General features: G+C 35.3%; 25 protein-coding genes. 2 read left to right on the top strand and 23 right to left on the bottom strand.

Going from position 1 to position 23,199, the window contains the following annotated elements:
• Positions 1 to 5: 5 nt before the first annotated feature.
• From EG339_RS08540 to EG339_RS08510, 7 genes are all read right to left on the bottom strand, one after another.
• Complete coding sequence (locus EG339_RS08540; protein WP_123869823.1) at positions 6 to 1,376, bottom strand: DUF4153 domain-containing protein; 1,371 nt, start codon at positions 1,374 to 1,376, stop codon at positions 6 to 8.
• 186 nt (positions 1,377 to 1,562) lie between these two features.
• A complete protein-coding gene (locus EG339_RS08535; RefSeq protein ID WP_123869822.1) occupies positions 1,563 to 2,048 on the bottom strand; it encodes a Coq4 family protein in 486 nt (161 codons plus the stop codon).
• A gap of 48 nt (positions 2,049 to 2,096) precedes the next feature.
• The gene (locus EG339_RS08530; RefSeq protein ID WP_123869821.1) at positions 2,097 to 2,402 is read right to left on the bottom strand and encodes a hypothetical protein; all 306 of its coding nucleotides are present in this window, start codon (positions 2,400 to 2,402) and stop codon (positions 2,097 to 2,099) included.
• Between the two features lie 73 nt (positions 2,403 to 2,475).
• Positions 2,476 to 2,766, bottom strand: coding sequence for a winged helix-turn-helix domain-containing protein (locus tag EG339_RS08525; RefSeq protein ID WP_123869820.1), 291 nt, complete (start codon positions 2,764 to 2,766; stop codon positions 2,476 to 2,478).
• 268 nt (positions 2,767 to 3,034) lie between these two features.
• The gene (locus tag EG339_RS08520) at positions 3,035 to 3,565 is read right to left on the bottom strand and encodes a hypothetical protein (RefSeq protein ID WP_123869819.1); all 531 of its coding nucleotides are present in this window, start codon (positions 3,563 to 3,565) and stop codon (positions 3,035 to 3,037) included.
• Positions 3,565 to 4,182 carry a hypothetical protein gene (locus EG339_RS08515; RefSeq protein WP_123869818.1) on the bottom strand — a complete coding sequence of 206 codons (618 nt, stop codon included), beginning with the start codon at positions 4,180 to 4,182 and terminating at the stop codon, positions 3,565 to 3,567. The genes EG339_RS08520 and EG339_RS08515 overlap by 1 nt, the downstream gene beginning before the upstream one ends.
• A gap of 160 nt (positions 4,183 to 4,342) precedes the next feature.
• Positions 4,343 to 5,107 (bottom strand): enoyl-CoA hydratase/isomerase family protein, encoded by a 765-nt coding sequence (locus EG339_RS08510; protein WP_123869817.1) that lies wholly within the window; start codon positions 5,105 to 5,107, stop codon positions 4,343 to 4,345.
• Positions 5,108 to 5,409: 302 nt separating this feature from the next.
• Between EG339_RS08510 and EG339_RS08505 the strand changes: the two genes are divergently transcribed.
• Both EG339_RS08505 and EG339_RS08500 read left to right on the top strand, forming a co-directional pair.
• On the top strand, positions 5,410 to 5,958 hold the full coding sequence (locus EG339_RS08505) for a phage tail protein (RefSeq protein ID WP_123869816.1): 549 nt from the start codon (positions 5,410 to 5,412) through the stop codon (positions 5,956 to 5,958).
• Between the two features lie 34 nt (positions 5,959 to 5,992).
• Complete coding sequence (locus EG339_RS08500; RefSeq protein ID WP_123869815.1) at positions 5,993 to 6,820, top strand: T9SS type A sorting domain-containing protein; 828 nt, start codon at positions 5,993 to 5,995, stop codon at positions 6,818 to 6,820.
• 70 nt (positions 6,821 to 6,890) lie between these two features.
• Here the strand turns inward: EG339_RS08500 and EG339_RS08495 are convergent, their stop codons facing one another.
• The 16 genes from EG339_RS08495 to paaA form a co-directional block, all read right to left on the bottom strand.
• A complete protein-coding gene (locus EG339_RS08495; RefSeq protein ID WP_123869814.1) occupies positions 6,891 to 7,598 on the bottom strand; it encodes an SMUG2 DNA glycosylase family protein in 708 nt (235 codons plus the stop codon).
• Positions 7,599 to 7,606: 8 nt separating this feature from the next.
• A complete protein-coding gene (locus tag EG339_RS08490) occupies positions 7,607 to 8,425 on the bottom strand; it encodes a DUF4241 domain-containing protein (RefSeq protein ID WP_228459724.1) in 819 nt (272 codons plus the stop codon).
• Between the two features lie 83 nt (positions 8,426 to 8,508).
• Positions 8,509 to 11,004: a phenylacetic acid degradation bifunctional protein PaaZ gene (gene paaZ, locus EG339_RS08485; RefSeq protein ID WP_123869813.1), complete on the bottom strand. Its 2,496-nt coding sequence runs from the start codon at positions 11,002 to 11,004 to the stop codon at positions 8,509 to 8,511.
• Between the two features lie 117 nt (positions 11,005 to 11,121).
• Positions 11,122 to 11,949 (bottom strand): alpha/beta hydrolase, encoded by an 828-nt coding sequence (locus EG339_RS08480; protein WP_123869812.1) that lies wholly within the window; start codon positions 11,947 to 11,949, stop codon positions 11,122 to 11,124.
• A 40-nt stretch (positions 11,950 to 11,989) separates the two neighbouring features.
• Positions 11,990 to 12,583, bottom strand: a complete 594-nt coding sequence (locus EG339_RS08475) for an acyltransferase (RefSeq protein ID WP_123869811.1) — start codon at positions 12,581 to 12,583, stop codon at positions 11,990 to 11,992.
• Positions 12,584 to 12,720: 137 nt separating this feature from the next.
• Positions 12,721 to 13,926 carry a 3-oxoadipyl-CoA thiolase gene (gene pcaF, locus EG339_RS08470; protein ID WP_123869810.1) on the bottom strand — a complete coding sequence of 402 codons (1,206 nt, stop codon included), beginning with the start codon at positions 13,924 to 13,926 and terminating at the stop codon, positions 12,721 to 12,723.
• Between the two features lie 161 nt (positions 13,927 to 14,087).
• Positions 14,088 to 14,201, bottom strand: coding sequence for a hypothetical protein (locus EG339_RS24485; RefSeq protein WP_262706920.1), 114 nt, complete (start codon positions 14,199 to 14,201; stop codon positions 14,088 to 14,090).
• A gap of 200 nt (positions 14,202 to 14,401) precedes the next feature.
• Positions 14,402 to 14,815, bottom strand: coding sequence for a PaaI family thioesterase (locus tag EG339_RS08460; protein ID WP_123869809.1), 414 nt, complete (start codon positions 14,813 to 14,815; stop codon positions 14,402 to 14,404).
• 5 nt (positions 14,816 to 14,820) lie between these two features.
• Positions 14,821 to 15,138 (bottom strand): hypothetical protein, encoded by a 318-nt coding sequence (locus EG339_RS08455; RefSeq protein WP_123869808.1) that lies wholly within the window; start codon positions 15,136 to 15,138, stop codon positions 14,821 to 14,823.
• Positions 15,139 to 15,235: 97 nt separating this feature from the next.
• Entirely contained in the window at positions 15,236 to 16,366 is a 1,131-nt protein-coding gene (locus tag EG339_RS08450; protein ID WP_123869807.1) for a 3-hydroxyacyl-CoA dehydrogenase NAD-binding domain-containing protein, read from the bottom strand.
• Between the two features lie 121 nt (positions 16,367 to 16,487).
• On the bottom strand, positions 16,488 to 17,288 hold the full coding sequence (locus tag EG339_RS08445; protein WP_123869806.1) for an enoyl-CoA hydratase/isomerase family protein: 801 nt from the start codon (positions 17,286 to 17,288) through the stop codon (positions 16,488 to 16,490).
• A gap of 155 nt (positions 17,289 to 17,443) precedes the next feature.
• A complete protein-coding gene (gene paaD / locus EG339_RS08440; protein WP_123872639.1) occupies positions 17,444 to 17,881 on the bottom strand; it encodes a 1,2-phenylacetyl-CoA epoxidase subunit PaaD in 438 nt (145 codons plus the stop codon).
• A gap of 197 nt (positions 17,882 to 18,078) precedes the next feature.
• The gene (gene paaC / locus EG339_RS08435) at positions 18,079 to 18,828 is read right to left on the bottom strand and encodes a 1,2-phenylacetyl-CoA epoxidase subunit PaaC (RefSeq protein ID WP_123869805.1); all 750 of its coding nucleotides are present in this window, start codon (positions 18,826 to 18,828) and stop codon (positions 18,079 to 18,081) included.
• A 99-nt stretch (positions 18,829 to 18,927) separates the two neighbouring features.
• Positions 18,928 to 19,209 carry a 1,2-phenylacetyl-CoA epoxidase subunit PaaB gene (gene paaB / locus EG339_RS08430; protein WP_062672207.1) on the bottom strand — a complete coding sequence of 94 codons (282 nt, stop codon included), beginning with the start codon at positions 19,207 to 19,209 and terminating at the stop codon, positions 18,928 to 18,930.
• Between the two features lie 27 nt (positions 19,210 to 19,236).
• Entirely contained in the window at positions 19,237 to 22,179 is a 2,943-nt protein-coding gene (locus EG339_RS08425; RefSeq protein ID WP_123869804.1) for a T9SS type A sorting domain-containing protein, read from the bottom strand.
• A gap of 21 nt (positions 22,180 to 22,200) precedes the next feature.
• Positions 22,201 to 23,142, bottom strand: a complete 942-nt coding sequence (gene paaA / locus EG339_RS08420) for a 1,2-phenylacetyl-CoA epoxidase subunit PaaA (protein ID WP_123869803.1) — start codon at positions 23,140 to 23,142, stop codon at positions 22,201 to 22,203.
• Between the last annotated feature and the right edge of the window lie 57 nt (positions 23,143 to 23,199).

The raw sequence follows: 23,199 nt of genomic DNA, 5'->3' as shown, positions 1-23,199 counted from the left end.
TCTTATTATTTGATGGTTTGATAATAAATAATTTTTGAAAGGAAAGATTTTGATTTTTCTTCCTTTATTTTATTCTGAAGACCTGTCTTAAGCTTTTGATTATTTTTTTGGGCTGCATATTGTATCAGGCTTCTTTCATTGAAATTAACCGATGTGTAATGATAATTTAAATCAAAGTTTTTACGGGCTATATTCTGTGAGGTAATAAAACCACCCCAGTTGATATAGCTGCATATCAGAATGGTTCCATAAAAGTACCATGCCATTGTATTGAACAGGAAGGCGTTCCTTTTTTTCCTCTGAATTTTAATAAATGTTAAGCCAAGCCCTGCCAGAGATAAAAGAAGGAAGGCAAAAACCCCCAGTCTTTTATAGGTAAAGGCATAATTGGAAATATATTCATAGTTTTTGGCTGCCGCCGACAGGATTAAAACAGCATTCAGCATAATCCAGATTTTAGCTAAAACTTTCAGCAATTTGGCTTTAGGGTCAAAGTTGAATCCTGATTTAAAGTAGAACATTATTACAAGAATAGCCATTACAATTGACATAATTACAGCATTGACACGTTCATGGGTCTCTTCCGAAAGCTGAACTGGTGTTTTTGAGACTTCATAAAACTGTTCATAATTGTAAGTAATGATGAAAAAGACCAGCAAAATATTCAGGCAAAAGAAAGATACGATCCCACTCGTTCTTTCAGCATCCAGATCAAGGAATGAATAAGTTGCTTTAGGTTCCTGACTGCTTTTATGAAAGTCATTATCCAAATAGTGATGATTTTTGTAAATCAGTTTTTCAACAGCATAATTCCAGAAATTGAATGCAATAAAAAATCCTAAAATAGAAAGACAGAAAATCTGCCAAAGATTGAGATCCAGTTCATAATCTGTGAAAAGAGCTGCAAAATGGTCGCTTCCTGCTGCATAAACTCCAAAGAAAACGGAAATAAGAGTGAATGGGATAAGTACAAAAGCCATCATCTTCTGCCACATTCCCGAAACGTTTCTCTGAGACAGCCATTTATCAAACATAAAAATCCTGCAAATTGAGGTAAGAACATTTGTTATAAAAACAGGAATCAGAAAGAGTATCTTCATTTTTCTGTTCCTTGATTTATAAGCCAGCAAAAGAAGTGAAGCTGCTACTGCCAGAAATGAAGGGAAGTCTCCATACCAAGCAAACGCAATCCCGGAAAGTATACTTGTTACTGTAAGGATATAAAAGGTTCTGGTTTTATTTTTCCCAGGTGTTTTGAAGAAATTCAGAACAGCATATAGAATTCCAAGAATACCAAAATTCAGCCCTAAATCCTGATTATAAAACAGGGCAACAAACAGGGCTGTTGTAAGAAATATATAATGATGTGTTTTCATAAGATATAAAGTTGAAAAGTTGAGTTAATAAAAGTTGAAAATGACCATGAGATATAGTGCTGCAATGGGAATATTGGCCAATAAAAGGAGAACAGAATTACCGAAAGACTTTTCTCCATACCAAAAGAAATAAGAAAAGTGTACTTCCCGATAGCGCTGAATTTTACATTTTCCATATTAATCGTTTTAATGAAGAACAACCGTCTCTTTCTGCTGGATGAAGTCTTTCAGATGCTCAAAATTTTGCCACAACAGACCTTCGAAATCCCATTTGTAAAAGGCTCTCATTGTCTTCCCTTTCTTATAAGCTTTAATATACATTTTGCTATATTCCGGCAGAATAAGGGTTCCCAGGATAATAGCTGCCAAAAGATGGGCATTGAGCTTTCCGTTTCCTAACAAAAGGTATTGCATGGCAATTTCATCCTCGAAGTTGGTGCCGCAATCAGTAATAAGATGATGTACATCGTGATTTTCCATTTTGGGAATCATTGAAAATCCATGTTTATGGTAGAATTCCCCTAATTTTCTTCCCAATGAATCTTCCCTGAATTCCAGGAGCTGCCTTTCATTGAACTGCCACTGCCTTTTTTTCTTTTTAAAGTATTTCCTGTAGAGTTTTTGAGTTTTATTGTACACAAAAAGCAGAAACTGAATACGTATTTTTTTCATAATCATGTATTTTAGTAATAAGATTTCAAATTAATAAGGGTACAAAGACTACCAGTTTCCATCAGAAAATATATAAAGGCCAATTGCAGCATAGAGAACAGCAATAGGAATATTAATGGAAAGAATACCAATAGCTTTTACACAGATTTTTAGTCTGGATCTGTTAACAAATCCGAAAATCAGAAAAAACAATACAAACAGTAAGTTGATAGGAGTGGCAAAAATGAGCAGCAGATAGCCTGCGATAGCAAACGATTCCTGCTTGAATAATCCTCCTAAAAGACAAATACTTCCGATTGTAAAGCACAATCCAAATACTGATTTGCTTAAGTTTATAATTTCCCGATCTTTCATAATATATAATCATTAATTTTATTTAAAACAAAGAACTTTGAATTACAAAGTTAAATTTCAAAAAAATATAGAACTATCGTCCTAATAATTTTTCAAGTGCATCCAAATGATCGGTAAAAGCCTGTCTCCCATTCTGGGTAACACGATAAGAGGTTTTAGGCTTCTTCCCTACAAATTCTTTTTTCACCTCAATATAGCCTGCTTTTTCAAGTGCATTACTGTGACTGGCAAGATTTCCGTCAGTAATTTCCAACAGTGATTTCATTTCAGAGAAATCAACCCAGTCGTTGACCATAAGAACGGACATAATTCCCAATCTTACACGGCTTTCAAATTCTTTATTGAGTTGACTAATTTTGATCATTTTAATTTATCTTATTTGTTCTGAAACGGCCACAAATGCAACTATTTTCATTCACTTTAATCCTATGCTACAACAGTTTTACAGCTTTTTGTTTCAAAAAATGGTGCAAAAATAAGAATTATAATTCTTCTCTCCTTCCGGAAAGCCTTATTATGGCACATGTAATATTTTTTCAAATATTAAAAGATTAATATTAACTTCAATATATATACCACTCCAACACTTATTATGAGAGATAAAAATCCTATCAACAGAGGCCAGTACCCCATTATATGATCTTTTCTTCTGAATAAAATTCTGTGACATCCGCCAGTTTAAGTTTTTTATCTGAATGCAAGGCAACCAACTCTTTCTCTGTAGCAAACTTTTTTACCATATCTGTTTTTGTATCCAACAAAAAGTACTCGTTATCAAAAGTTTTTCCGAAAATCTGATTTCCTTTTTCTTCAATTTCTACCACCATTGAAATCTGAGTTTCTCCATTATTTTTACCAATGCTCGCTTGTTCCGGAATATCTATAAATAATAGTTGATGATTATTTTTTAAAGGAATATACCAAGCATCACCAATTCCGATATCTACTTTTTTATTTTTTGATACAACCGACAAACCAATAATCCCAACGATATAGAAAGTATAAAATGCTACAAAAGGAACTATAAACGCCAATATTACTTTCCGTCTTCTTTTTTCTTTTCCACCGATGAAGCAAATAAGCACACAACTTATTGCAGCACAGATAAAACTGAAAACAGCTATAATAAAAAAGTGGAATAATATGACAAAACCAATTCCCATTATCGATACTTCTTATGCATAATAAGCCCATAAACTATATGCAAAATACCAAAGCCTACAGCCCAGAAAAATAATCCCCAGCCCAGAAAGAACAAAGAAAATAAACCGAGGATTACTTCACAATATCCCAGGTATTTTACATCCGGCAAAGTGTATCTTTCGGCACTTATCAAGCCTAATCCATAGAAGATCAAAGTAGTAGGAGCAACCCATACTACTAAATGATGATAGATAAGAGCAGCACAAAAGATCCCTCCAGCAGCTAACGGAACTGCAAAGGTAACTAAAAGTCTCCTGGTAGTGGCATCCCAGATCTTTAACCCTTTCTTTTTACTCTTATTGGCGGTAAAAATATATCCACTGAGAACAGCAACCACCAGAACCACCAGTCCTGTAATGACTAATTCCTGCACCAGTGCCGGCGTAAAGCTAAGTCTGTTTCCGTTAATGTATTCCACTTTTTTACTTTCCATAGCAAAATAGGCATATCCGGCGCCTAAAAGTGCTGCTATACCTGCCACCACTCCGGAAAGCCCGCTCAAAGAAATAAACCTGGAAGAACGTTCCATCATAGAACGGATATGAGACAAATCTTCGTGATAATTTTTCGCATTCATAAAAAGAACTTTGAATTACAAAGTTATAATTTATTTTGAATTTGCAAAATTTTTTTATTAAAACTGTTTCAATTTCTAACAACAGTAAGTTTTAGCAATTTCCTGTCAATAAAAAAACCGCTGAAAGAATCAACGGCCTGATATTTTGTATGGAAGAAAATTATTTTGCTCTTAGCCTTTCTTTAATGGCTTCAATATTTTTCTTTGCAGAATCCTCTAAAATGAGGCTTGCACTCATGTGGATTCTTGCCGGCATCAGTTCATTGAAATGATCGGTTCCTTCCCATGAAACTTTTTTAATTAAAGCTAAAGCATCACTACTCCTGGAGGCTAAAGTCTGTAAGAACTTCTCTAGTTTTTCATCCATTTCCTGAATACTGTCTGAAACAGAATGATATACATTATGCTGTTCTGCCCACTCAGCAGATCTGAAGTCGGCATCAATAGCCATTGCCGAGAATTGTGATTTACCAATTTTTCTTTCTACATATGGGCCGATAACGAAAGGACCTATTCCTAAATTAATCTCTGTAAGAGCCAATGCCGAATCTTTTGTTGCAAAGCAATAATCTGCCCCACAGGCAATACCTACTCCACCACCTGTTGTTTTTCCCTGAACTCTTACCACAACAATCTTTCCGCAGTTTCTCATCGCATTCAGAACTTTAGCAAAACCACCGAAGAATTTCGTAGAAGCTTCAAGCTCCTCAATAGCAAGAAGTTCATCAAAACTAGCACCTGCACAGAATGCTTTCTCACCTTCACTTTTCACTAAAATAGCTTTTACCTCATCTTTAGCTCCTTCATCTAAAATAGTTTGGGCCAGCTTTTCCAGAATTACGCCTGGGAGAGAATTGCTTTTTGGGGTTCCGAAAGTAATTTCGGCAATATTATTTTTAATTTCAGATACTACAAATTCGTTCATTTTATTTTTTATTGGATTCTTACAAAAATACTAAATACAGCGGTTTTAGAGAAACTTAATGCAGACATTTTTTAGGCTGGAAGAGGAAAGATGGAAACTGGAAATTCCTATTAAACAACTAATTTCAAGAAATAGAAAAATATCCCTTTACGTAGAAATACGCAATTCCCAATTTGGTATTTTCTACTCTAGTACAGCCTTCTTATTAGTTGTTCCTTTGGATTAGAAATAAAACCAATAAACGGCGGAATCTGAAAAGCCATCAACAGAGTAAGAACATTAAAGTCTAAAAAAATTTTACCATGGACGAATACATTGGAATCGTTAAATTATTTGCAGGAAACTTTGCCCCTAGAGGATGGATGTTTTGTGATGGAAGCTTAATAAGCATTTCAAGAAATTCAGCGCTATTCTCTATATTAGGAACTACATATGGCGGAGACGGTATAACCACTTTTGCTTTGCCAAACCTGAAAGGCCGTATGGCACTGGGAGCCGGAAATGTAAATTCAGGGGAAAGCTATCCTTTAGGAGTAGTGGCAGGAAGTACTCAGAACACTATTTTAGTATCTAACCTACCAAGTATTGGAGCAGGATTCCAACTTAAAGTAGCAAATCAGAATGCAAATATAACAACTCCCACAACTACGTCTTCTTTTGCTATTACAGGAATTCCTAACGGGAGAAATTTTCAGGCAGTGCCCAATTTTATAGATGCTGACCCAGACACTACAATGAATACAAAGTCTATTTCATTTACAGGGCAGAGCCTTCCCGTAAACAATATGCCTCCTTATTTAGGACTAAATTATATTATCTGTGTTGAAGGAATTTATCCTCCACGGGATTAATATCTACTATAACCTAATATTTAAAACAAAAATCATGAAAAGCACTACCTTTTTAACCATTTGTAGTCTGCTCATTTCACTTTTATCATTTGGGCAGACCAGTACAGAAACTTTTGAAACCGAATCTCAGGGAAGTAACAGTTTTACTGATAATGGAGTTACGTTTAATATTATTTCCCATACCTCTACTTTTGATATAGGAGTTTTCCCTAATACAGGATGGGGAGGTACAGCAAAGGACAACAGATATATTGACAATACAGATTTTGTAAGTCTTGCCAATCCCAATGCATCATTCAGTATAAAAACAACCTCAAATCTTTTCAAGGTAAATAGGTTTTGGGTGTATGTAGCAAATGAACTGTCAAATCAAGTAGCTACAGGTACTCTTACCATAACAGGAAAACTGAGTGGAGTTACTAAATTTTCTACTACAAAAGTCAATAATTTTGCAACCAGTTTAGGTACAACTAATGGCTATACACTCATTGATATGACCAACCTCAACGGACAAAACTACAGCAATATTGTTATAGATGAGCTTCGGCTTACCCTTGGAGGGAATTACTATTATCTTGGACTGGATGCTTTCACCTGGGTTAAAGACAGCAACATTGTCTTAGGTACTTCAGAAAATACAATTTCAAAAAAAGAAATAAGTATATATCCTAATCCGACTCATGGGCCTCTTTCCATTGATTCTGAAAAGAATTCGGAGGTAAAAGTTTACAGTACTGACGGCAGAATACTGAAAACAGTTCAGGTTCAGAAAGGTAGTAATGAAATTAATATTTCAGAATTACCGAAAGGAGTTTATTTTATCAAAACAGCAACTGAGTCTGCTAAAGTTATTAAAAACTAATTTTTATAAGTTTCACATCCGAGCTTGTTCCCATAAAGATTCTAATTCATGAAGACAAAATCCCTTGATGCTATTTCAAGGGATTTGTTGTTTTATCTTTTAATGCTAAAATGTACTTATCTATGTACAGTTGCTTTTCTTTTGACTTATATTGCTGAATATACCGTGGATGTTCCAAAACTGTCATGCTATTGAAAAGCTGTGCTTCATTATTAAGTTTAGAAATAAATTCAGCATTCTTTTTACCGAGAACAAAAACTTCTGAGGTATCCAGATTCAGGCTGATATGCTTTTTTAGCGATTCAATCATGAAATCTTTCACGTCATGGAAGAGGGCTTTATCATCATAATAATTCGCATTAAGTAAGCCGTTTTTTGTTTTTCTTACAATGGCCAAAGGAAATGGCGAGTTAATGTAAATGTCTTTATAAAACAGGTCTGTTCCTCCATAACCTTCAATCATATCGTACATAAATACGGAAGAAACTTCATGGGTATGGGCAGATTTCATTTGTATCCCGCATACATTGTCAAGTCTTTTAGTATCTGTAAAAGGAACTCCTGTTACTCCTGCCCCATGACGGCTAGGATTAATCCCAATAATAAATTTTCTTTTGTTGGAATCGTTGTAATATTTGTAATAAAACTTTTGCATCACCTGCATGGTTTCCGGGTTATCCAAATACGGATTAAGGACTTCGAAACCATCAGGAAGCCTTCCTGAATAGATTAAATTTTTATTAAACTCTATAACCTGTTCTGCAAAAGTTTTATTCATAGGCAAAATTATTTCAGAAAAACGAAATTATCCTGTTGCCCTGATGTTTCATCCTCTTCATCATCGTTCTCTTCATCATACTCTGATAGTTCTAATTCTATATCAATAAAATGAATATATAATCCACATAATTGCCCTTGTCCGTCATAGGCAAAGTAAACGGGATATACCCCATCTCCTACTCCGCTTGCGAATATGGGGATCTGATACTCTGTATTCGGAACTTTCCAATTGATCCAGTCTCCCAGGTCTCGTTGGTTCTTAGGATTTTCTTTATAGCTCTTTGCAAATAGTTCCGCAAAATAATCATCATAAATATTCGCTACATCAAGTTCTTCAATAAATTTTTCCACATAAGGAACAACTTCAGGATCTGTAATACAGGCTAAACCGGCATCTACATTAAACCCAAAAAAAGCGTCATCATTAACATCTTCGATATTTTCAATGCCTATTAATGCTTCTCTATAAAGAACAGGCTTTTCTTTAGTAAACTCAACTTTTACGGCTGCATAACGGTCTCCCCAATCTTCCAGCTTTACTACAGCAACAGTTACCGGAAAATCTCCCCTGGGCACCTCAACAAAGAAAGGCTGTTCTTTCTGATTCAGATATACGAGAGGGTCTCTTACAATTACTTTTCCTGATGGCAGGGAAACATTACCAATTTCCATAGTTTCCATCTTCTGCTCCATAATTTCGTCTGAGATAAAATAGGTTTCAATATCTACAGGAGATACAAGTTTATCCTTTATCTCTTCCCATTTTTGCATCCAGCTTTCGTTCATTGCTTTTATTTTATGAGTGAAGCTAAAGATACTATTCATTTACTGATTTTCAAAATCTGTATGGATAAATTAAAAGCCCCCATCCTGTAAATTACCGGATGGGGGCTATAAATCTATTTCAATTAAATTAATCCAAATTGTTCGAAATGATGAGTAAAATGTTTCTTATGCATCAGTTCCCACATCTCTTTATTGAGTTTTCCAAATACAAAGTTCATATGCTCTGCCTGCGGATTTTCTTTGTAGTACACCACAAACCTTTTCAGATTATCAATGAAAGACTGTTTTGCAGCTTCCAGATTCTTATGGGTAAGTTCCGGAAGGGAGCCATCCTGCGGTAAGAAAGGCGCTGTAAAATCTTTTGGCATGGCTCTATGGTTATAAAGAGAATCCTGCCATTTTTCAAGATGTTCTTCAGGGGTAAAGCATTTTTCTGCTTCTGGTTCTCCTATACTTACCAACACTGCCCGCTCTAAGTGTTCAATCATTTGCTGTGAAGACATTTTGCCCCAGGCAGCAGGTGTGCTTTCCGTTAATCCGCTTACTATTTTTTGAACGTTCTTCACATTCAGATCAATAAAAGGAGACTGTTTTGCCACCAATGTTAAAATTGTAGCTACACAAACTACTTCATCTCTTTGATTAACTACTTCAACCAGCCATTTCACTACTCCTGAAGGAATATTTCTTCCTTTTACGCCTCTGTTGATCTTTTCTTTCGCTGTCAGATAAACCGTAATGGTGTCTCCGGCGTATACAGGCTTGAAGAAACTGCACTCTTCCAGTCCATAATTTGCGATAACAGGACCTTTTTTACCGGAAACGAATAATCCTGCTGCTGCTGAAAGAATAAAGTATCCGTGAGCAACTGTTTTATCGAAAATAGTTCCCGTTAAACTTGTGGCATCGGTATGGGCATAGAAGTGATCCCATGAAACGTTTGAAAAGTTGACAATATCTGCTTCAGTAACAGTTCTTCCTGCTGTTTCCAGAGAGTCCCCAACTTCAACTTCTTCAAAATATTTCTGGAAAGGATGCTTATCTGAGAATTTTTTCTCAGCACCTTGCTGATAAATTTTAGTAATAGCTTTCAATACATCAGGAGATCCCTGAATGGCGGTTTTCTGCAGGAAGAAATGAAGGCCGCTTAAACCGCCCATTTCCTCACCTCCTCCTGCTCTACCCGGGCCACCGTGCATTAATGTTGGAAGTGGTGAACCGTGCCCCGTGCTTTCTTTAGCATTATCTCTGTTCAGAACAAAGATTCTACCGTGTTGAGAAGCCATTTTCCAAGAGGTTTCTGCAATGAAGTTTTCATCATGAGAAACAATAGATCCTACTAAGCTTCCCTTTCCTCTTTTTGCCAGAGCTGCTGCTTCTTCAGCATCTTTATATGGCATTAATGTAGATACAGGCCCGAAAGCTTCTACATCGTGAGAGATATTCTTCTCGAAAGGTTTATCATTCAAAAATAACTTAGGACTCATAAAGGCTCCGTTTTCATAGCTGGCATCTACCAACTCATGTTTACCGTCATAAATAAGTTCTGTTTCGGATTTTAAGATATTTACTTTTCTTAAAACTTCATCATATTGCTGTCTTCCTACCAAAGATCCCATTCTTGTTTCTCTGCTTAACGGGTTTCCGATCTTCGTTTGGTCTAAAGCTTTGGATAAAGCATTCTGAACATCTCCTATTAAATGCTCAGGAACAATAATTCTTCTGATCGCTGTACATTTCTGACCTGCTTTTGTGGTCATTTCATTACGGACTTCTTTGATAAATAAATCAAATTCGGGAGTTCCGGGTTTTGCTTCCAACCCAAGAATTGAGCAGTTCAGGGAATCTGCTTCCATATTGAAACGAACAGCATTTCCTGCAATGGATGGAAGTGATTTCAGTTTTCGCCCTGTAGCAGCTGAACCTGTAAACAGTACAGAGTCTCCGTCCTGAACATAATCCAGTATATTTCCGGGTTCCCCACAAACTAATTGTACTGCTCCTTCAGGAAGTACTCCACTTTCAATCATATCCTGAAATACTACATTGGTAAGATAGGAACCAAAAGGTGATGGTTTCACAATAGATGGTACTCCTGCTAACAATGATGTGGATAACTTTTCCAACATCCCCCAAACCGGGAAATTATAAGCATTGATCTGTACAGAAACGCCTTCACTCGGTGTCAAAATATGAGTTCCCAGATGGGTTCCATTAGCAGAAATCTTCTGAGTATCACCATCTACCCAAAACGGAGTGTTTGGAAGCATTCTCTTCGCTAATCCTGAATAGGTAAAGAAAGTTCCGAAACCTCCTTCAATATCTACCCAGGAATCAACATGGGTTGCTCCTGTTTTATATGATAATTCGTAATATTTTTTCTTTCTTTCTAAGAGGTAAAGCGCTACTTTTTTCAACATTTCTCCACGGTCGTAAAACGTCATTGAAGAAAGGTTTTTGTACCCTACAGTTCTGCCGTAATCAAGGGCCTGTTCAAAATTAAGGCCTTCAGTATCGGAAATAGCAACCTGCTCTCCTGTTACAGCATTGTATAGAGGAATTCCGGCTCCTGTTCCTTCTACCCATTGTCCGTAGATATAGTTTTTTAGTTTTTCCATATAGAATTTAATTTAACAATGTATCAATCTAACAGTTTACCAATGAGATTCCTCGCTTTGCTCAGAATGACAGATGCCTGCTATATTTTTACATTGGTATCTTTTAATATTTTAAATTTATTTCGGTTCCTGATACGGAAACAGCTTTACCAGTCCTTCGTATAAACTTCTGTGAAGAATGGTTGCATGATTGTCTGTTTCCATCATTTTATACTCTACTGTCCAGTTTTTCTTCCCTGCTTTTTTCAAAACATCATAAAAATTTTCTGCATCTTTTATCATCACAGGATGTTCTCCTTTTCCTACAGAAACATAAACAAACTTCTTAGTATCTGAAGATTTTGAAAGTAATTGAGGAGCCTGTTTTAAAAGGCTTTCGTCATCCCACCATAAACTTGGACTGATGATAAAATAATTGTTGAACATTTCCGGTTTCTTCAATAAAATCTCTGTGGCTACAAGTCCGCCAAGTGACTGCCCGAACAGATACTTTTCTGTTGTTTTAAACTGGGTTTCAACATAGGGTTTCAACTCTTTTTCAAAAAAGGTGATGAACTTATCAGAATGTCCTGTTGTAGGATAATCTTTCTGCAGATCCTTCAAATCTGTATGAAAAGTAAAATCTCTTTTCCTGTCTATATTGGCAATTCCTACCACAATGGTTTCCGGCATAGAATACATCTGATTAAAGAACTGCACCAATCCTGTAACGTGAATAAAATCTTCATTCATACTTCCATCCAGGAGATAAATAATTGGGTATGCTTTTGCTTTATCAAAATTTTGAGGAAGATAGATATTCAATGTTCTTTCTTCATTGAGTATTTTAGACTTCATTGTCCTCACTTCTCCTATTGTAAGCGGTTTTATCGTAACAGCTTGTGCTGACAACACACTGTTCATCGCCAACATCATGCTGCAAACTAGTGCAATTTTTTTAATCATATTTAATTGTATTAAACCTAACGGGTTCTCTTGTATACTATTACTTTATATCGTCCCAGATACTGTAATCAACAATTTTTGTAGGAGTCTGCTGAACATATTCTGTAAAAGGCTCACAAGGCAGGATAGCTTCTTTGCCTTCTCTTGCCAATTCCTGATAAAGTTTTGTTCCTTCGGTTTTCCAATGAATCATTTCATCAGAAACATCACGGATAATTTTTGCAGGACTTCCTACAATAAGTTTTCTCGGCTCACATCTGAAATTAGCAGGAACAAAAGCTAATGCTCCAACTATACTTTCGTCACCGATATAAGCTTTGTCCATTACCACGGAATTCATACCAATCAAGCAGTTCTTTCCGATATGCCCGGAATGAATAATCGCTCCATGCCCAATATGTGCTGATTCTTCTAAAATGGTTTCTATATTCGGGAAAACATGAAGCGTACAATTCTCCTGGACATTGGCTCCGTCTTTAATGATAATTTTTCCCCAGTCGCCACGGATAACTGCATTAGGACCGATATAGACTTCTTCACCTATTTCCACATTCCCGATAATCACTGCCTGCGGATGGATATAAGCAGAAGGTTTTATAATGGGACGGATTCCGTGATATGAGTAGATGTTCATAAAATTTTTATTAAAAATTTAATTTAACAATGTATCAATCTAACAGTTTACCAATGAGATGCTTCGACAACCTCAACATGACAAATGCATTAATTGTTACACTGATACATTATTATATTGTTACATTATTGAAAAAGTTATACTTTTTCGATGATCATTGCATATCCTTGCCCGACACCGATACAAAGGGTACACAATGCATATTTTTTATCCTGCTTCTGAAGTTCCATAGCTGCAGAACCAATGATTCTTGCTCCTGAAACTCCCAGCGGATGGCCAATGGCAATGGCACCGCCGTTTGGATTTATTCTTGCATCATCATCCTGTAAACCTAAACTTCTTGTTACCGCTAAAGCCTGTGCAGCAAACGCTTCGTTTAATTCTATGATATCCATATCATCAAGAGACAGGTTTAATCTCTTTAATAGTTTTTGAGTTGCTTCTACAGGTCCAATTCCCATGATTCTTGGCTCAACTCCCGCTACGGAAGATCCTAAAATTTTAGCTTTCGGCTTTAACCCATATTTTTTTACAGCTTCTTCACTGGCTAAGATTAAAGCTGCTGCCCCATCATTCATTCCTGAAGCATTTCCGGCTGTTACCGTTCCTTCTTTTCTGAAAGCCGGACGAAGCTTTGCTAATCCTTCCATAGAAGAAGCGGGTTTAATAAACTCATCTTTTTCAAAAACGATCGGGTCTCCTTTTCTCTGTGGAATTTCAACTTTCACAATTTCTTCTGCCAGTCTTCCGCTTTCCTGAGCTTTAGTAGCTTTTTGCTGAGACCAAAGGGCAAATTTGTCCTGATCTTCTCTGCTGATCTGATGCATATCTGCAAGATTTTCTGCAGTTTCACCCATTCCGTCAACACCGTACATTTCTTTCATTTTCGGATTGATGAACCTCCATCCGAAAGTGGTATCATACATCTGGCTGTCTCTCCCGAACGCTGCACTGGGTTTAGACATTACATAAGGAGAACGCGTCATATGCTCTACTCCGCCTGCAATATAGATTTCGCCCTCACCAGCTGCAATGGAACGGAAAGCATTGGCTACAGCAGACATACCTGAAGCACAAAGCCTGTTTACCGTCTCACCTCCTATTTTATAAGGAAGCCCAGCCAATAAAAGTCCCATTCTTGCAACATTTCTGTTATCTTCACCCGCCTGATTGGCACATCCGAAAATAACGTCTTCAATTTCTTCTACAGGAACGTGAGGATTTCTTGCTACTACTTCTTTAATAACAATAGCTGCAAGATCGTCTGCCCTTACTTCTGATAATCCTCCCTGTAACTTTGAAATGGGAGTTCTGACATAGTCTATGATGTATACGTTGTTCATAATATTTTTTAATATAACAATTTAGCAATGTAACAGTGTAACAATACTAGATTGATTGATTTTTATTTAAACTTGTACTTGATATTTTATATATATAATCTTTCCAATCTCTGTAATCTTAATTTCTAATTTTTCCTCAAAAGGATATGTTTTTAGAATGTTTACACAGATATAGCTAATATTTGGTTTTCCAGTTCTTTAGCTGCAATTTTAATTCTATTTACAAAATCGTTCTCGCTGTGGTTTTTTTTTGCTTCAAAAGCATTTGCTCCTATGCTTGTTTCGGAACGTAATAGTTGTTTTGCTATAACGAATTTTCTTTTTCCTCTAATAATTCACAAAATTCAGTTATATCTAAAGAAAATTGAACAGTTTTCTCAATTAATGAATTATTCTCGAAATTTATCATTTGTGTCGGAAATTAATTTATTTCATTATTGTTACATTGGTATACTGCTATATTGTTACATTGAACTTATAGTTCAGTTACTTTTTTCCCTATTTTGTAGACTGTTCCCACAAATTTTGCAATCAGCTCATTATTCTGATTGGTGATTTTAATATCATAAACAGCTGTTTTTCTGGTATCATTCACTAAAATACTTTCTGCTCTGAAGATATCACCTTCTTTTCCTGCTTTGGTAAAATTGATAATACAGTTCAGTGCTACTGCTGCATCCCCCGTGTTGTTGGAAGAAAAAGCTAACGCGGAATCTGCAAAGGCAAAAGTAACACCTCCATGAACTGTTTTAAGCCCGTTAATCATATCTTTCTTGATGGGCATTTCTATTAAACAGTAATTTTCTTTTACTTCAATCATTTTAATATTCATCCATTGGGAAAAATTATCCTGATTGAACATATAATCTGCAACTTGTCTTGGGTTCATTTCTACTATTCGTTTGTTATTTCTTCATATAATTCATCAGATAATCTATCGTAAATGCTCATGGTTTTACCAAAAATCACCTGTTCATATGAAAGATGGGTATCGGAATTGACAGAACTGTTTTCTTCTTCTTCATAAACTGCATTTAAATCAATCCCATTTTCATTGGCTAATCTATTAATCAATACTCTGTATTTTTCATTAAACTCTCCCAATAATTCCAGTCTTTCCTGACTTTCCATGGAAGAAGCTCTTTGGGTTAAATACTGTTTTTCAATAATAAGCCTTGTTTCCAATTCAGCTCTGAATTCTTCTATATTCATTTTTAATGTAGCAATATAACAACCTGGCAGAGTCCCAATAAATACGTTGATAAATTCAGCATTGTTATATTGGTAAACCGATACGTTGTTACATTTATTATAGTTTACGAAGTAAAGGACTTTGTCTGTACCTTTCTTCCTGATATTCATTGTAAAGGTTATGTAGGGTTTCAGAGATTTTGGAGTATCCGATTTCCTTCCCCCAAGCTAATAATCCTTTTGGATAATTTACTCCTTTCTGCATGGCCAGTTCAATATCTTCATCATTGGCAACGCCTAATCTTTTAGCTTCCACAGCTTCATTGATGAGCATTGAAATGATTCTTAAAAATATCTGTTGATAAAGCGCATCATCTTTCTGTGCTTCCGGTTTTACAACTCCTTCACTGTAATCATAAAAGCCTTTTCCTGTTTTTCTGCCATGAAGTTTAGCTTCAGACATTCTCTGTTGAAGTAAAGACGGTTTATATTTAGGATCATAGAAATAATCTTTATAAACCGTTGTTGTTACGGCAAAGTTAACATCCACTCCAATAAGATCCATTAATTCAAAAGGTCCCATTTTAAAGTTTCCTAGGGTTTTCATTGCTTCATCTACCTGTTCCGGTGTTGCAATGTTCTCCTCAACAATTCTTAAGGCCTCACCATAGTATGGACGGGCTATTCTGTTGACGATAAATCCGGGAATATCTTTAGCAATAACAGGAGTTTTTCCCCAGTCTTTCATGAGGTTGTATATTTTTTCAGGCAATGTTTTTTCTGTTAATAAAGAGGGAATGACTTCCACTAAAGGCATCAACGGAGCCGGATTGAAGAAATGAATCCCGATGAAACGCTCGGGTTTCTTTAGTTCTGCACCCAGAGAGGTGATAGAAATAGATGATGTATTGGAACCGATGATACAGTTTTCAGAAACGTGAGTTTCAAGTTCTGTAAACACTTTGGTTTTAATGTCTTTGTTTTCAATGATCGCTTCGATGACTAAATCAGAATCTTTTAAATCTTGCAATGCTTCGCCTTTTACGATATTGTTTCTGATCTCTGTTGCTTTTTCCTGAGAAATTTTACCTTTTTCAGCCAATTTCTGAAGGGTTTTCTCTAAACCTGTAAGTGCTTTATCTATTTGTGGAGCATTAGCATCGAATAAAACGACCCTGCATCCTGCTGTTGCAGCTACCTGGGCAATTCCAACACCCATGGTTCCTGCCCCAATAATTCCAATATTCATAGTTAAAAAAAGTAATGTAACAATGTATCAGTTTACCAATGTAACAATTTTATCAAAAAAATTGAATCCTGCCGAAGCATTGATTGGTAAATTGTTACATTGATAAATTGTTATATTAATCTTATTTTCCTTTATAATTAGGTTTTCTTTTCTGTAAAAAGGCGTTTACACCTTCAATGAAGTCTTCTGTTTCTGCGGCTTCCTGCTGAAGATCTCCTTCCAGTTCCAGTTGCTCTTTTAAAGTATTATTGTAAGAATTAGCAAATGCTTTTTTCGTTAATTTAATAGCTGCCGTTGGCATATTAGCCATTCTTTCAAGGATTTCCATTGATTTTGGGACAAATTCTTCTTCACTGAAAACCTCAGCTACAAGACCATAAGCTTTAGATTCTTCTGCAGATAGCTTTTTACCTGTAAATGCTAAATAATTAGCCAATTGTCTACCTAAAAGCTTCGGTAAAAAGTAAGTTCCTCCTGTATCAGGAATCAATCCGATATTGGAAAATGCCTGGGCAAAATAAGCTTTGTTATTGGCCAGCACGAAATCACAGATTAATGCCAGCATAGCACCAGCTCCTACTGCAGGACCGTTTACTAAAGCAATAACCGGTTTTTTGCAACGGGTAACTTCCAAAACCAGTGGGTTATAATAATCTACCACAATTTTTCTGATGATGTCATGATCGTGGTGTTCTTTGCCCACTGCAAAAGCTTCTTCCAGGTTTTGGCCGGAGCAAAAAGCTCTTCCTCTTCCGGAAATGGCAACACATCTTACAGTTTCGTCCTCACTGCATTCTTTAATGAAATCTTTCAGATCTGCTAAAGCCGGCTTTGTAAGGGCGTTCATTGTTTCCGGCTGGTTAAGATATGCTATTTTAAGCTTCCCGTCAAAATGCGATTCAATATCGAGTTGTGTATACATAGTTTATATTTTATATTTAACAATGCACTAATTTAACAATATAAATCAATGTAACCGTCTAACAATTTAACAATCTAGCCCTAACATTATTATGTTTTGCATAGTCCGTAAACTTTATAAATAAACTGATACTTTGATTTATTGTAACATTCATTCTAGTGACATTTAAAATAATCAAAAGGTTCCAGACAGTCTAAACATTGATACGAAGCCTTACACAAGGTTGATCCGAATCTGCTTATCTGCTTGGTATGTTCAGAACCGCAGCGCGGACATTTCTTTGGTTTTCCGATGTGATGCTCGTCTGCTCCTTTTTCAGGAGGCGTGATTCCGTAAGCACGGAGTTTTTCCCTTGCTTCATCCGTCAGCCAGTCTGTTGTCCAGATCGGAAACATTTTGGTTACTACTTTTGCTTCCCATCCGTTTTCTTTCATAATCTTAATAATGTCTTCCTCAATGGTAAACATAGCGGGACAGGCAGAATAAGTCGGCGTAATCGTTACTTCACAAGAGTTCTCACTGGTAATTTTCGCTTCTCTTACAATACCCAATTCCACAATATTGATTACCGGAATTTCCGGATCGGGAACCATTTCTAATATTTCTAAAGGATTTTTCAATCTTTTTTCTAATTTTTTAAACGCAAAATGCGCTAAGATTTTTTGAAAGCTAAATGTTTTTAAGTCCGCAAGGACTTTCCACTTAGCAAGGCCAACAAAGAACTACTTATTAATATTGCGACTTTAGGATTGTTACATTGGTAAGTTGCTACATTGTTCCATTCCAAGATTTACCAGGTACATCCAGGATATGCTCTCTGCATGTACTGAAGCTCACAAAGGATATATCCGAAATATTCTGTATGGTAACCAGTTCTTGATTTAGGCTGCATGAAAGGATTTTCAGGGTATTCCAGACCGAAGTCTGCAAAATCTTTCTTTGTAATCGCAAGGAATTCTTCATACAGGGGATCTGTGTTCGGAGCTATATTTAAAGCCACCAAATCATCTTCTCCTTCTGTTTTAGCAAAAAGACCTTTCGTATATTCCCAGATATTCTCAACAGCTTTTACCAAACGGGACTTACTTTCTTCTGTACCCTGAGCAAAAATTTTCATCCAGGATGCAGCGTGAGTATAATGATATCTTACTTCTTTTAATGATTTCTGAGCGATAGCGGCCAATTCTTCATTAGCAGAATTCGATAATGCTTCATACATCAGTTTCTGGTAAACAGAGAAAACATAAACTTTCAGAATTGTTTGAGCATAATCTTCATTAGGAAGCTCTGTCCAGTGTGCGTTAACGTATTCGTGCTCGTATCTTAAAAAGGCAATATCATCTTCACTTTTACCGTTGTCAATCACTCTTGAAGCGTAAACGTAAAAGTTATTCGCCTGACCTAGTTCATCCAACGCAATATTTGTCAATGCAATATCTTCCTCTAAGTAAGGACCTTCACCGCACCATTCAGACAGACGCTGTCCCATAATGAAACTATCGTCTGCTAGTTTTAATAAATAATTATATAATGGGTTCATTGTTTTTTAATTTTAAGGCAATTGGATGATAGACGGATAAAAAATAGACAAGTAATCTCTAAGGTCTTTTATCTATACATCTATTATCTCCAAGTCTCATTACATATTTTTTACGTCGTTTGGAATTTCGTAGAAAGTTGGGTGACGGTATAACTTGTCGTCAGCCGGGTCAAAGAATGCCTCTTTATCCACACCTTCCGAAGTCACAATATATTTACTTGGAACTACCCAAACAGAAGTTCCTTCTTTTCTTCTTGTATAAACGTCTCTTGCGTTCTGTAAAGCCATTTCTGCTGTTGGCGCCTGTACTATTCCAACGTGTTTGTGAGATAATCCCGGTTTAGTCTGAATAAACACTTCCCACATATCTAATTGACTCATTATTTTAATATTATTAATTAAATTATTCTACTTTTTTATAATTTTTTTTGTCACTACTGTATCTCCTGTTCTTATAACCATTACATACATACCCTTAACTAACTCTTTTAAATTTAATTGTACATTATAGTTATTAGATGAAGTGCTCACTAAAAGCTTCCCGGACAAATCATAAACTTTAATATCATTTATTCTATTTTCATTTTCACTTTGAATATGGATAATATCTGAAGCAGGATTTGGATATACAATAAACGAAGAATTTCTACTTAAACTTTGAGCAACTTCTTCGCTTCCCAAATTTTGACTACTTATATCAACAATATAGATTTCAGCACCTGATTCTTTTAATACATCCGTATTATAAAAGTTTGCTAAATAAAATAATTTATCATCTGTTGAAGCTAATTTATAAATTGATTCATTATTCCCAATCAAATGACCATTTGCATACAAATTGAATGGGTGAGTGCCCGAAACTGTTCCGTTAGATGTCCATATTTTATAATTTTGATATTGGTTGTTTAAGAAAAATAAATTATTATTAACACAATTAAAATTGTTAAACGCATGACCTCCATTATCCAAAGCAACTGGTTGGCTTATGCCATCAGTTACATATAATTTATCTTTTAAAATATATAATTTGTTTCCACAAATATTAAATTTAATATCTACAATACAGCAACTTGAAATTAGATTGGAAAAAACATTTGTACCTATTAAAGTTCCATCGGTAGAATATAATTTATAGGCATCTGAAGGATATGTTCCGGTATAATTAAATGCATAGAAATATAATTTATTGTTATAAACTATAGTTTCTCCTACCATACCCCCGCTAGACTGTGTGGATTTTGCTAATGAAGCTATCTGTGTTATGTTGTTCGGAGAAATACCATCTGATACTAAGATATTCTGATAGTAATTAAATTGGGAATTAACATCCTCTATTACTATAACAAATTTATTTCCTAATGTATTAATTATTCTTGGGATAATGTTATTTCCCTGTGAGTTATAAAAAGTTTTGAAAATTTGAGTTCCTCCCGTTGTTCCATCTGTTACCCAAATTGAATAGACATTATTAGTATCATATCCTGTAAAATAAACTTTACCATTTAGTGTAGAAGATTTATATCCGTTCCCACCAACAATTTGAACATCATGTATTTTATTAGTTCCAGATTGTGTTCCGTCAGTTCTCCAAAGTCTGCTTGCACCGGTAGTATTATTTGCACCATCATCTGCGCCAAAAAGAACATTATTTCCGTCTAGTGTCATAAAGTAAGGATCTTCATTTAAAGAACCTTGATTAAACGGTGACAAATCTTTGATTAGATAAGTTCCCGCTTCAGTACCATCAGTTACACAAGGCTCGTATCCAGATCCAACATTACATCTAAAGAATGCTCTATTACCATTTTTGAAGAAATAATTATTATCACCTGTAAAAACTGTAGAATATTCTCCAATATTCATATCCTTTAACAACTTTGTATTTGATACTGTTCCATCTGATATAAACAGCTCCATTCCTTCATTAAAACTATTTCCGAAATAGATTAAATTATTATTTAAGGAAATACTTGCATTAATATCAGACGAAAATCTGTGATGGATATCATCTAAAATTGTTGATGAATTTGTTGAAAAATTATACTTAAATAATTCTAGGCCATTTTTCTTATTTTTTCCATTTAAAATAATGGTATCATTATATTCTAAGGCATTTAAGCTGTATCCACTGTAATTTGAAATTAAAGTAATATCTGAAATATGTTTTGTTCCGCTAATAGTTCCATCAGATATATAATGGTCACTATTGTTATTTCTGAAAATAAGATAATTATTTCCAGAAGAATTACTAATAATAGTTGCATTAGACAATACTGGTATAACTGAAGATAAGCTCACTGTGGTTGATGCTGTTCCCTCTGAAATCCAAATTGATGTGTTAAATGAAGAATCAGTTGCTTCAAAATATAATTTATTATTAAATACTCGTAGAGGCTTACTATATGCACTAACTGATGAATAAGGTGGAGTATTAAATAATGGATTAGTATTTGCAACAGTTCCATCACTAGACCATAATTGAAATCCTGATGTAGTATTCATACAAAATATCAATTTATTTTGCAAAATTACCGGATCAAAATAATTGATATTAACAAAATTTTTCACCAATTGTGTTTGCGTACCATCATATTTCCAAAGCCCTTTCTGGTTTGTACTTTGCTGACCTATAAAATAAATATTATTATTATATACAATTGGTTTTAAATTTATACCACTTGTTGAACCTATAAAAAAATCAAAAACTTGTACTGTTCCATTTTCAGTACCATTACTTTTCCATAATTCCATCCCCGTGATACCATCATTAGCAAGAAAATATATTTCATTATTAAAAACGAATGGGTGCATTACATTTGAATTCCCATTTAGATTAATCTTCTTAACAATCTTAGTACCTGCTTCTGTTCCATCTGTCACCCAAAGATCATTTGAATTATTAACATAACTGGTAAAAAACATCTTATTACCCAAATTAATGGAATTATCAATATTCGTATCATAATCTGTATTAATAATTTTTACAAGGGATGTTCCGTTTTCAGTACCATCACTTCTCCACAATTGTCGATTATTATTACCAATTAAGTTAGAACTTGCAGTAAATAATAATATTCCATTTAATTCTTTAAAAAAAGAACTACTACTAATTGACCCATAATTTGTATTTATATTTTTTACTAAGCGTGGTATACTATTTAAATCATCTTTAATATATAGCTCTCTATCATTATATACGCTTGCTGAGAAATAAATTTTATTACCAATCTTGGTTAAATGATCTGGCTCGCTATCACCACCAAAATTAGTTTCAAGCAAAGTTGAATTTATACTTTGCCCAAAAAACAATGAATTAATAAAAATAATAATTAAAGCTAGAGTATTTTTCATGATTATTGACTGGTTATTTTATTAGCGCGCTTTACTGAGATTCTGTTTCTCCGCAAAAGCAGCTGCAGCTTCTTTCACCCACGCATTTTCTCTCTGAGCTTTTCTCTTGGTTTCAATACGCTTTTTATTGCAAGGACCATTTCCTTTCAGGATTTCCATGAACTCATCCCACGGAAGTTCTCCGAAATCGTAATGTTGCCTTTCTTCATTCCATTTTAAATCTTCATCCGGAATGGTTAATCCTAAGAATTCAGCCTGAGGAACGGTAACGTCAATAAATCTCTGACGAAGACTGTCATTACTTTCTCTTTTCACTCTGTAATTCATAGAGATTTTAGAATTTGGTGAGCTGTCATCGTTGGGTCCGAACATCATTAGAGCCGGCCACCAGAAACGGTTTAGTGAAGCCTGGGCCATTTCTTTCTGTTGCTTGGTACCACGGCACAGCGCCATCAGGATTTCATACCCTTGTCTTTGGTGGAAAGATTCTTCTTTACAGATCTTCACCATCGCTCTTGAGTATGGCCCATAAGAGTTCCCCATCAGCATTACCTGGTTCATGATAGCTGCTCCGTCAACCAACCAGCCAATAGCACCAATATCTGCCCAGCTTAACGTTGGGTAATTGAAAATACTTGAGTACTTTGCTTTTCCTTGCAGCATATCCTCATAAGTTGCATCTCTGTCTGCTCTGATGCTTCCGTCTCCCAAAGTTTCAGTAGCAGAATAAAGGTATAAACCGTGACCTGCTTCATCCTGAACTTTAGCCAGAAGAGCCATTTTTCTTCTCAATGAAGGGGCTCTGGAAATCCAGTTGGCTTCCGGAAGCATTCCAACAATTTCAGAATGCGCGTGCTGTGAGATCTGACGAACCAATAGTTTTCTGTAATCATCCGGCATTACATCTTTCGGCTCTACTTTATTTTCTTCGTGAACGTATTGAACAAATTTTTCTAAATCCATAATTTTTTCAATTTAACAATGTATCAGTCTGGCAATGTACCAATGATTGTTATATTG

It is taken from the genome of Chryseobacterium bernardetii (assembly GCF_003815975.1).
Taxonomy (GTDB): Bacteria; Bacteroidota; Bacteroidia; order Flavobacteriales; family Weeksellaceae; genus Chryseobacterium; species Chryseobacterium bernardetii.
Note: the sequence above shows the minus strand (reverse complement) of the source record. Positions and strands in the feature narration are given on the sequence as shown.

Excerpts from the sequence above, each read along its gene's own strand:
- EG339_RS08540 (WP_123869823.1), bottom strand. The coding sequence starts at position 1,376 with ATGAAAACACATCATTATATATTTCTTACAACAGCCCTGTTTGTTGCC.
- EG339_RS08535 (WP_123869822.1), bottom strand. The coding sequence starts at position 2,048 with ATGAAAAAAATACGTATTCAGTTTCTGCTTTTTGTGTACAATAAAACT.
- EG339_RS08530 (WP_123869821.1), bottom strand. The coding sequence starts at position 2,402 with ATGAAAGATCGGGAAATTATAAACTTAAGCAAATCAGTATTTGGATTG.
- EG339_RS08525 (WP_123869820.1), bottom strand. The coding sequence starts at position 2,766 with ATGATCAAAATTAGTCAACTCAATAAAGAATTTGAAAGCCGTGTAAGA.
- EG339_RS08520 (WP_123869819.1), bottom strand. The coding sequence starts at position 3,565 with ATGGGAATTGGTTTTGTCATATTATTCCACTTTTTTATTATAGCTGTT.
- EG339_RS08515 (WP_123869818.1), bottom strand. The coding sequence starts at position 4,182 with ATGAATGCGAAAAATTATCACGAAGATTTGTCTCATATCCGTTCTATG.
- EG339_RS08510 (WP_123869817.1), bottom strand. The coding sequence starts at position 5,107 with ATGAACGAATTTGTAGTATCTGAAATTAAAAATAATATTGCCGAAATT.
- EG339_RS08505 (WP_123869816.1), top strand. The coding sequence starts at position 5,410 with ATGGACGAATACATTGGAATCGTTAAATTATTTGCAGGAAACTTTGCC.
- EG339_RS08500 (WP_123869815.1), top strand. The coding sequence starts at position 5,993 with ATGAAAAGCACTACCTTTTTAACCATTTGTAGTCTGCTCATTTCACTT.
- EG339_RS08495 (WP_123869814.1), bottom strand. The coding sequence starts at position 7,598 with ATGAATAAAACTTTTGCAGAACAGGTTATAGAGTTTAATAAAAATTTA.
- EG339_RS08490 (WP_228459724.1), bottom strand. The coding sequence starts at position 8,425 with ATGAATAGTATCTTTAGCTTCACTCATAAAATAAAAGCAATGAACGAA.
- paaZ (WP_123869813.1), bottom strand. The coding sequence starts at position 11,004 with ATGGAAAAACTAAAAAACTATATCTACGGACAATGGGTAGAAGGAACA.
- EG339_RS08480 (WP_123869812.1), bottom strand. The coding sequence starts at position 11,949 with ATGATTAAAAAAATTGCACTAGTTTGCAGCATGATGTTGGCGATGAAC.
- EG339_RS08475 (WP_123869811.1), bottom strand. The coding sequence starts at position 12,583 with ATGAACATCTACTCATATCACGGAATCCGTCCCATTATAAAACCTTCT.
- pcaF (WP_123869810.1), bottom strand. The coding sequence starts at position 13,926 with ATGAACAACGTATACATCATAGACTATGTCAGAACTCCCATTTCAAAG.
- EG339_RS08460 (WP_123869809.1), bottom strand. The coding sequence starts at position 14,815 with ATGAACCCAAGACAAGTTGCAGATTATATGTTCAATCAGGATAATTTT.
- EG339_RS08455 (WP_123869808.1), bottom strand. The coding sequence starts at position 15,138 with ATGAATATAGAAGAATTCAGAGCTGAATTGGAAACAAGGCTTATTATT.
- EG339_RS08450 (WP_123869807.1), bottom strand. The coding sequence starts at position 16,366 with ATGAATATTGGAATTATTGGGGCAGGAACCATGGGTGTTGGAATTGCC.
- EG339_RS08445 (WP_123869806.1), bottom strand. The coding sequence starts at position 17,288 with ATGTATACACAACTCGATATTGAATCGCATTTTGACGGGAAGCTTAAA.
- paaD (WP_123872639.1), bottom strand. The coding sequence starts at position 17,881 with ATGGTTCCCGATCCGGAAATTCCGGTAATCAATATTGTGGAATTGGGT.
- paaC (WP_123869805.1), bottom strand. The coding sequence starts at position 18,828 with ATGAACCCATTATATAATTATTTATTAAAACTAGCAGACGATAGTTTC.
- paaB (WP_062672207.1), bottom strand. The coding sequence starts at position 19,209 with ATGAGTCAATTAGATATGTGGGAAGTGTTTATTCAGACTAAACCGGGA.
- EG339_RS08425 (WP_123869804.1), bottom strand. The coding sequence starts at position 22,179 with ATGAAAAATACTCTAGCTTTAATTATTATTTTTATTAATTCATTGTTT.
- paaA (WP_123869803.1), bottom strand. The coding sequence starts at position 23,142 with ATGGATTTAGAAAAATTTGTTCAATACGTTCACGAAGAAAATAAAGTA.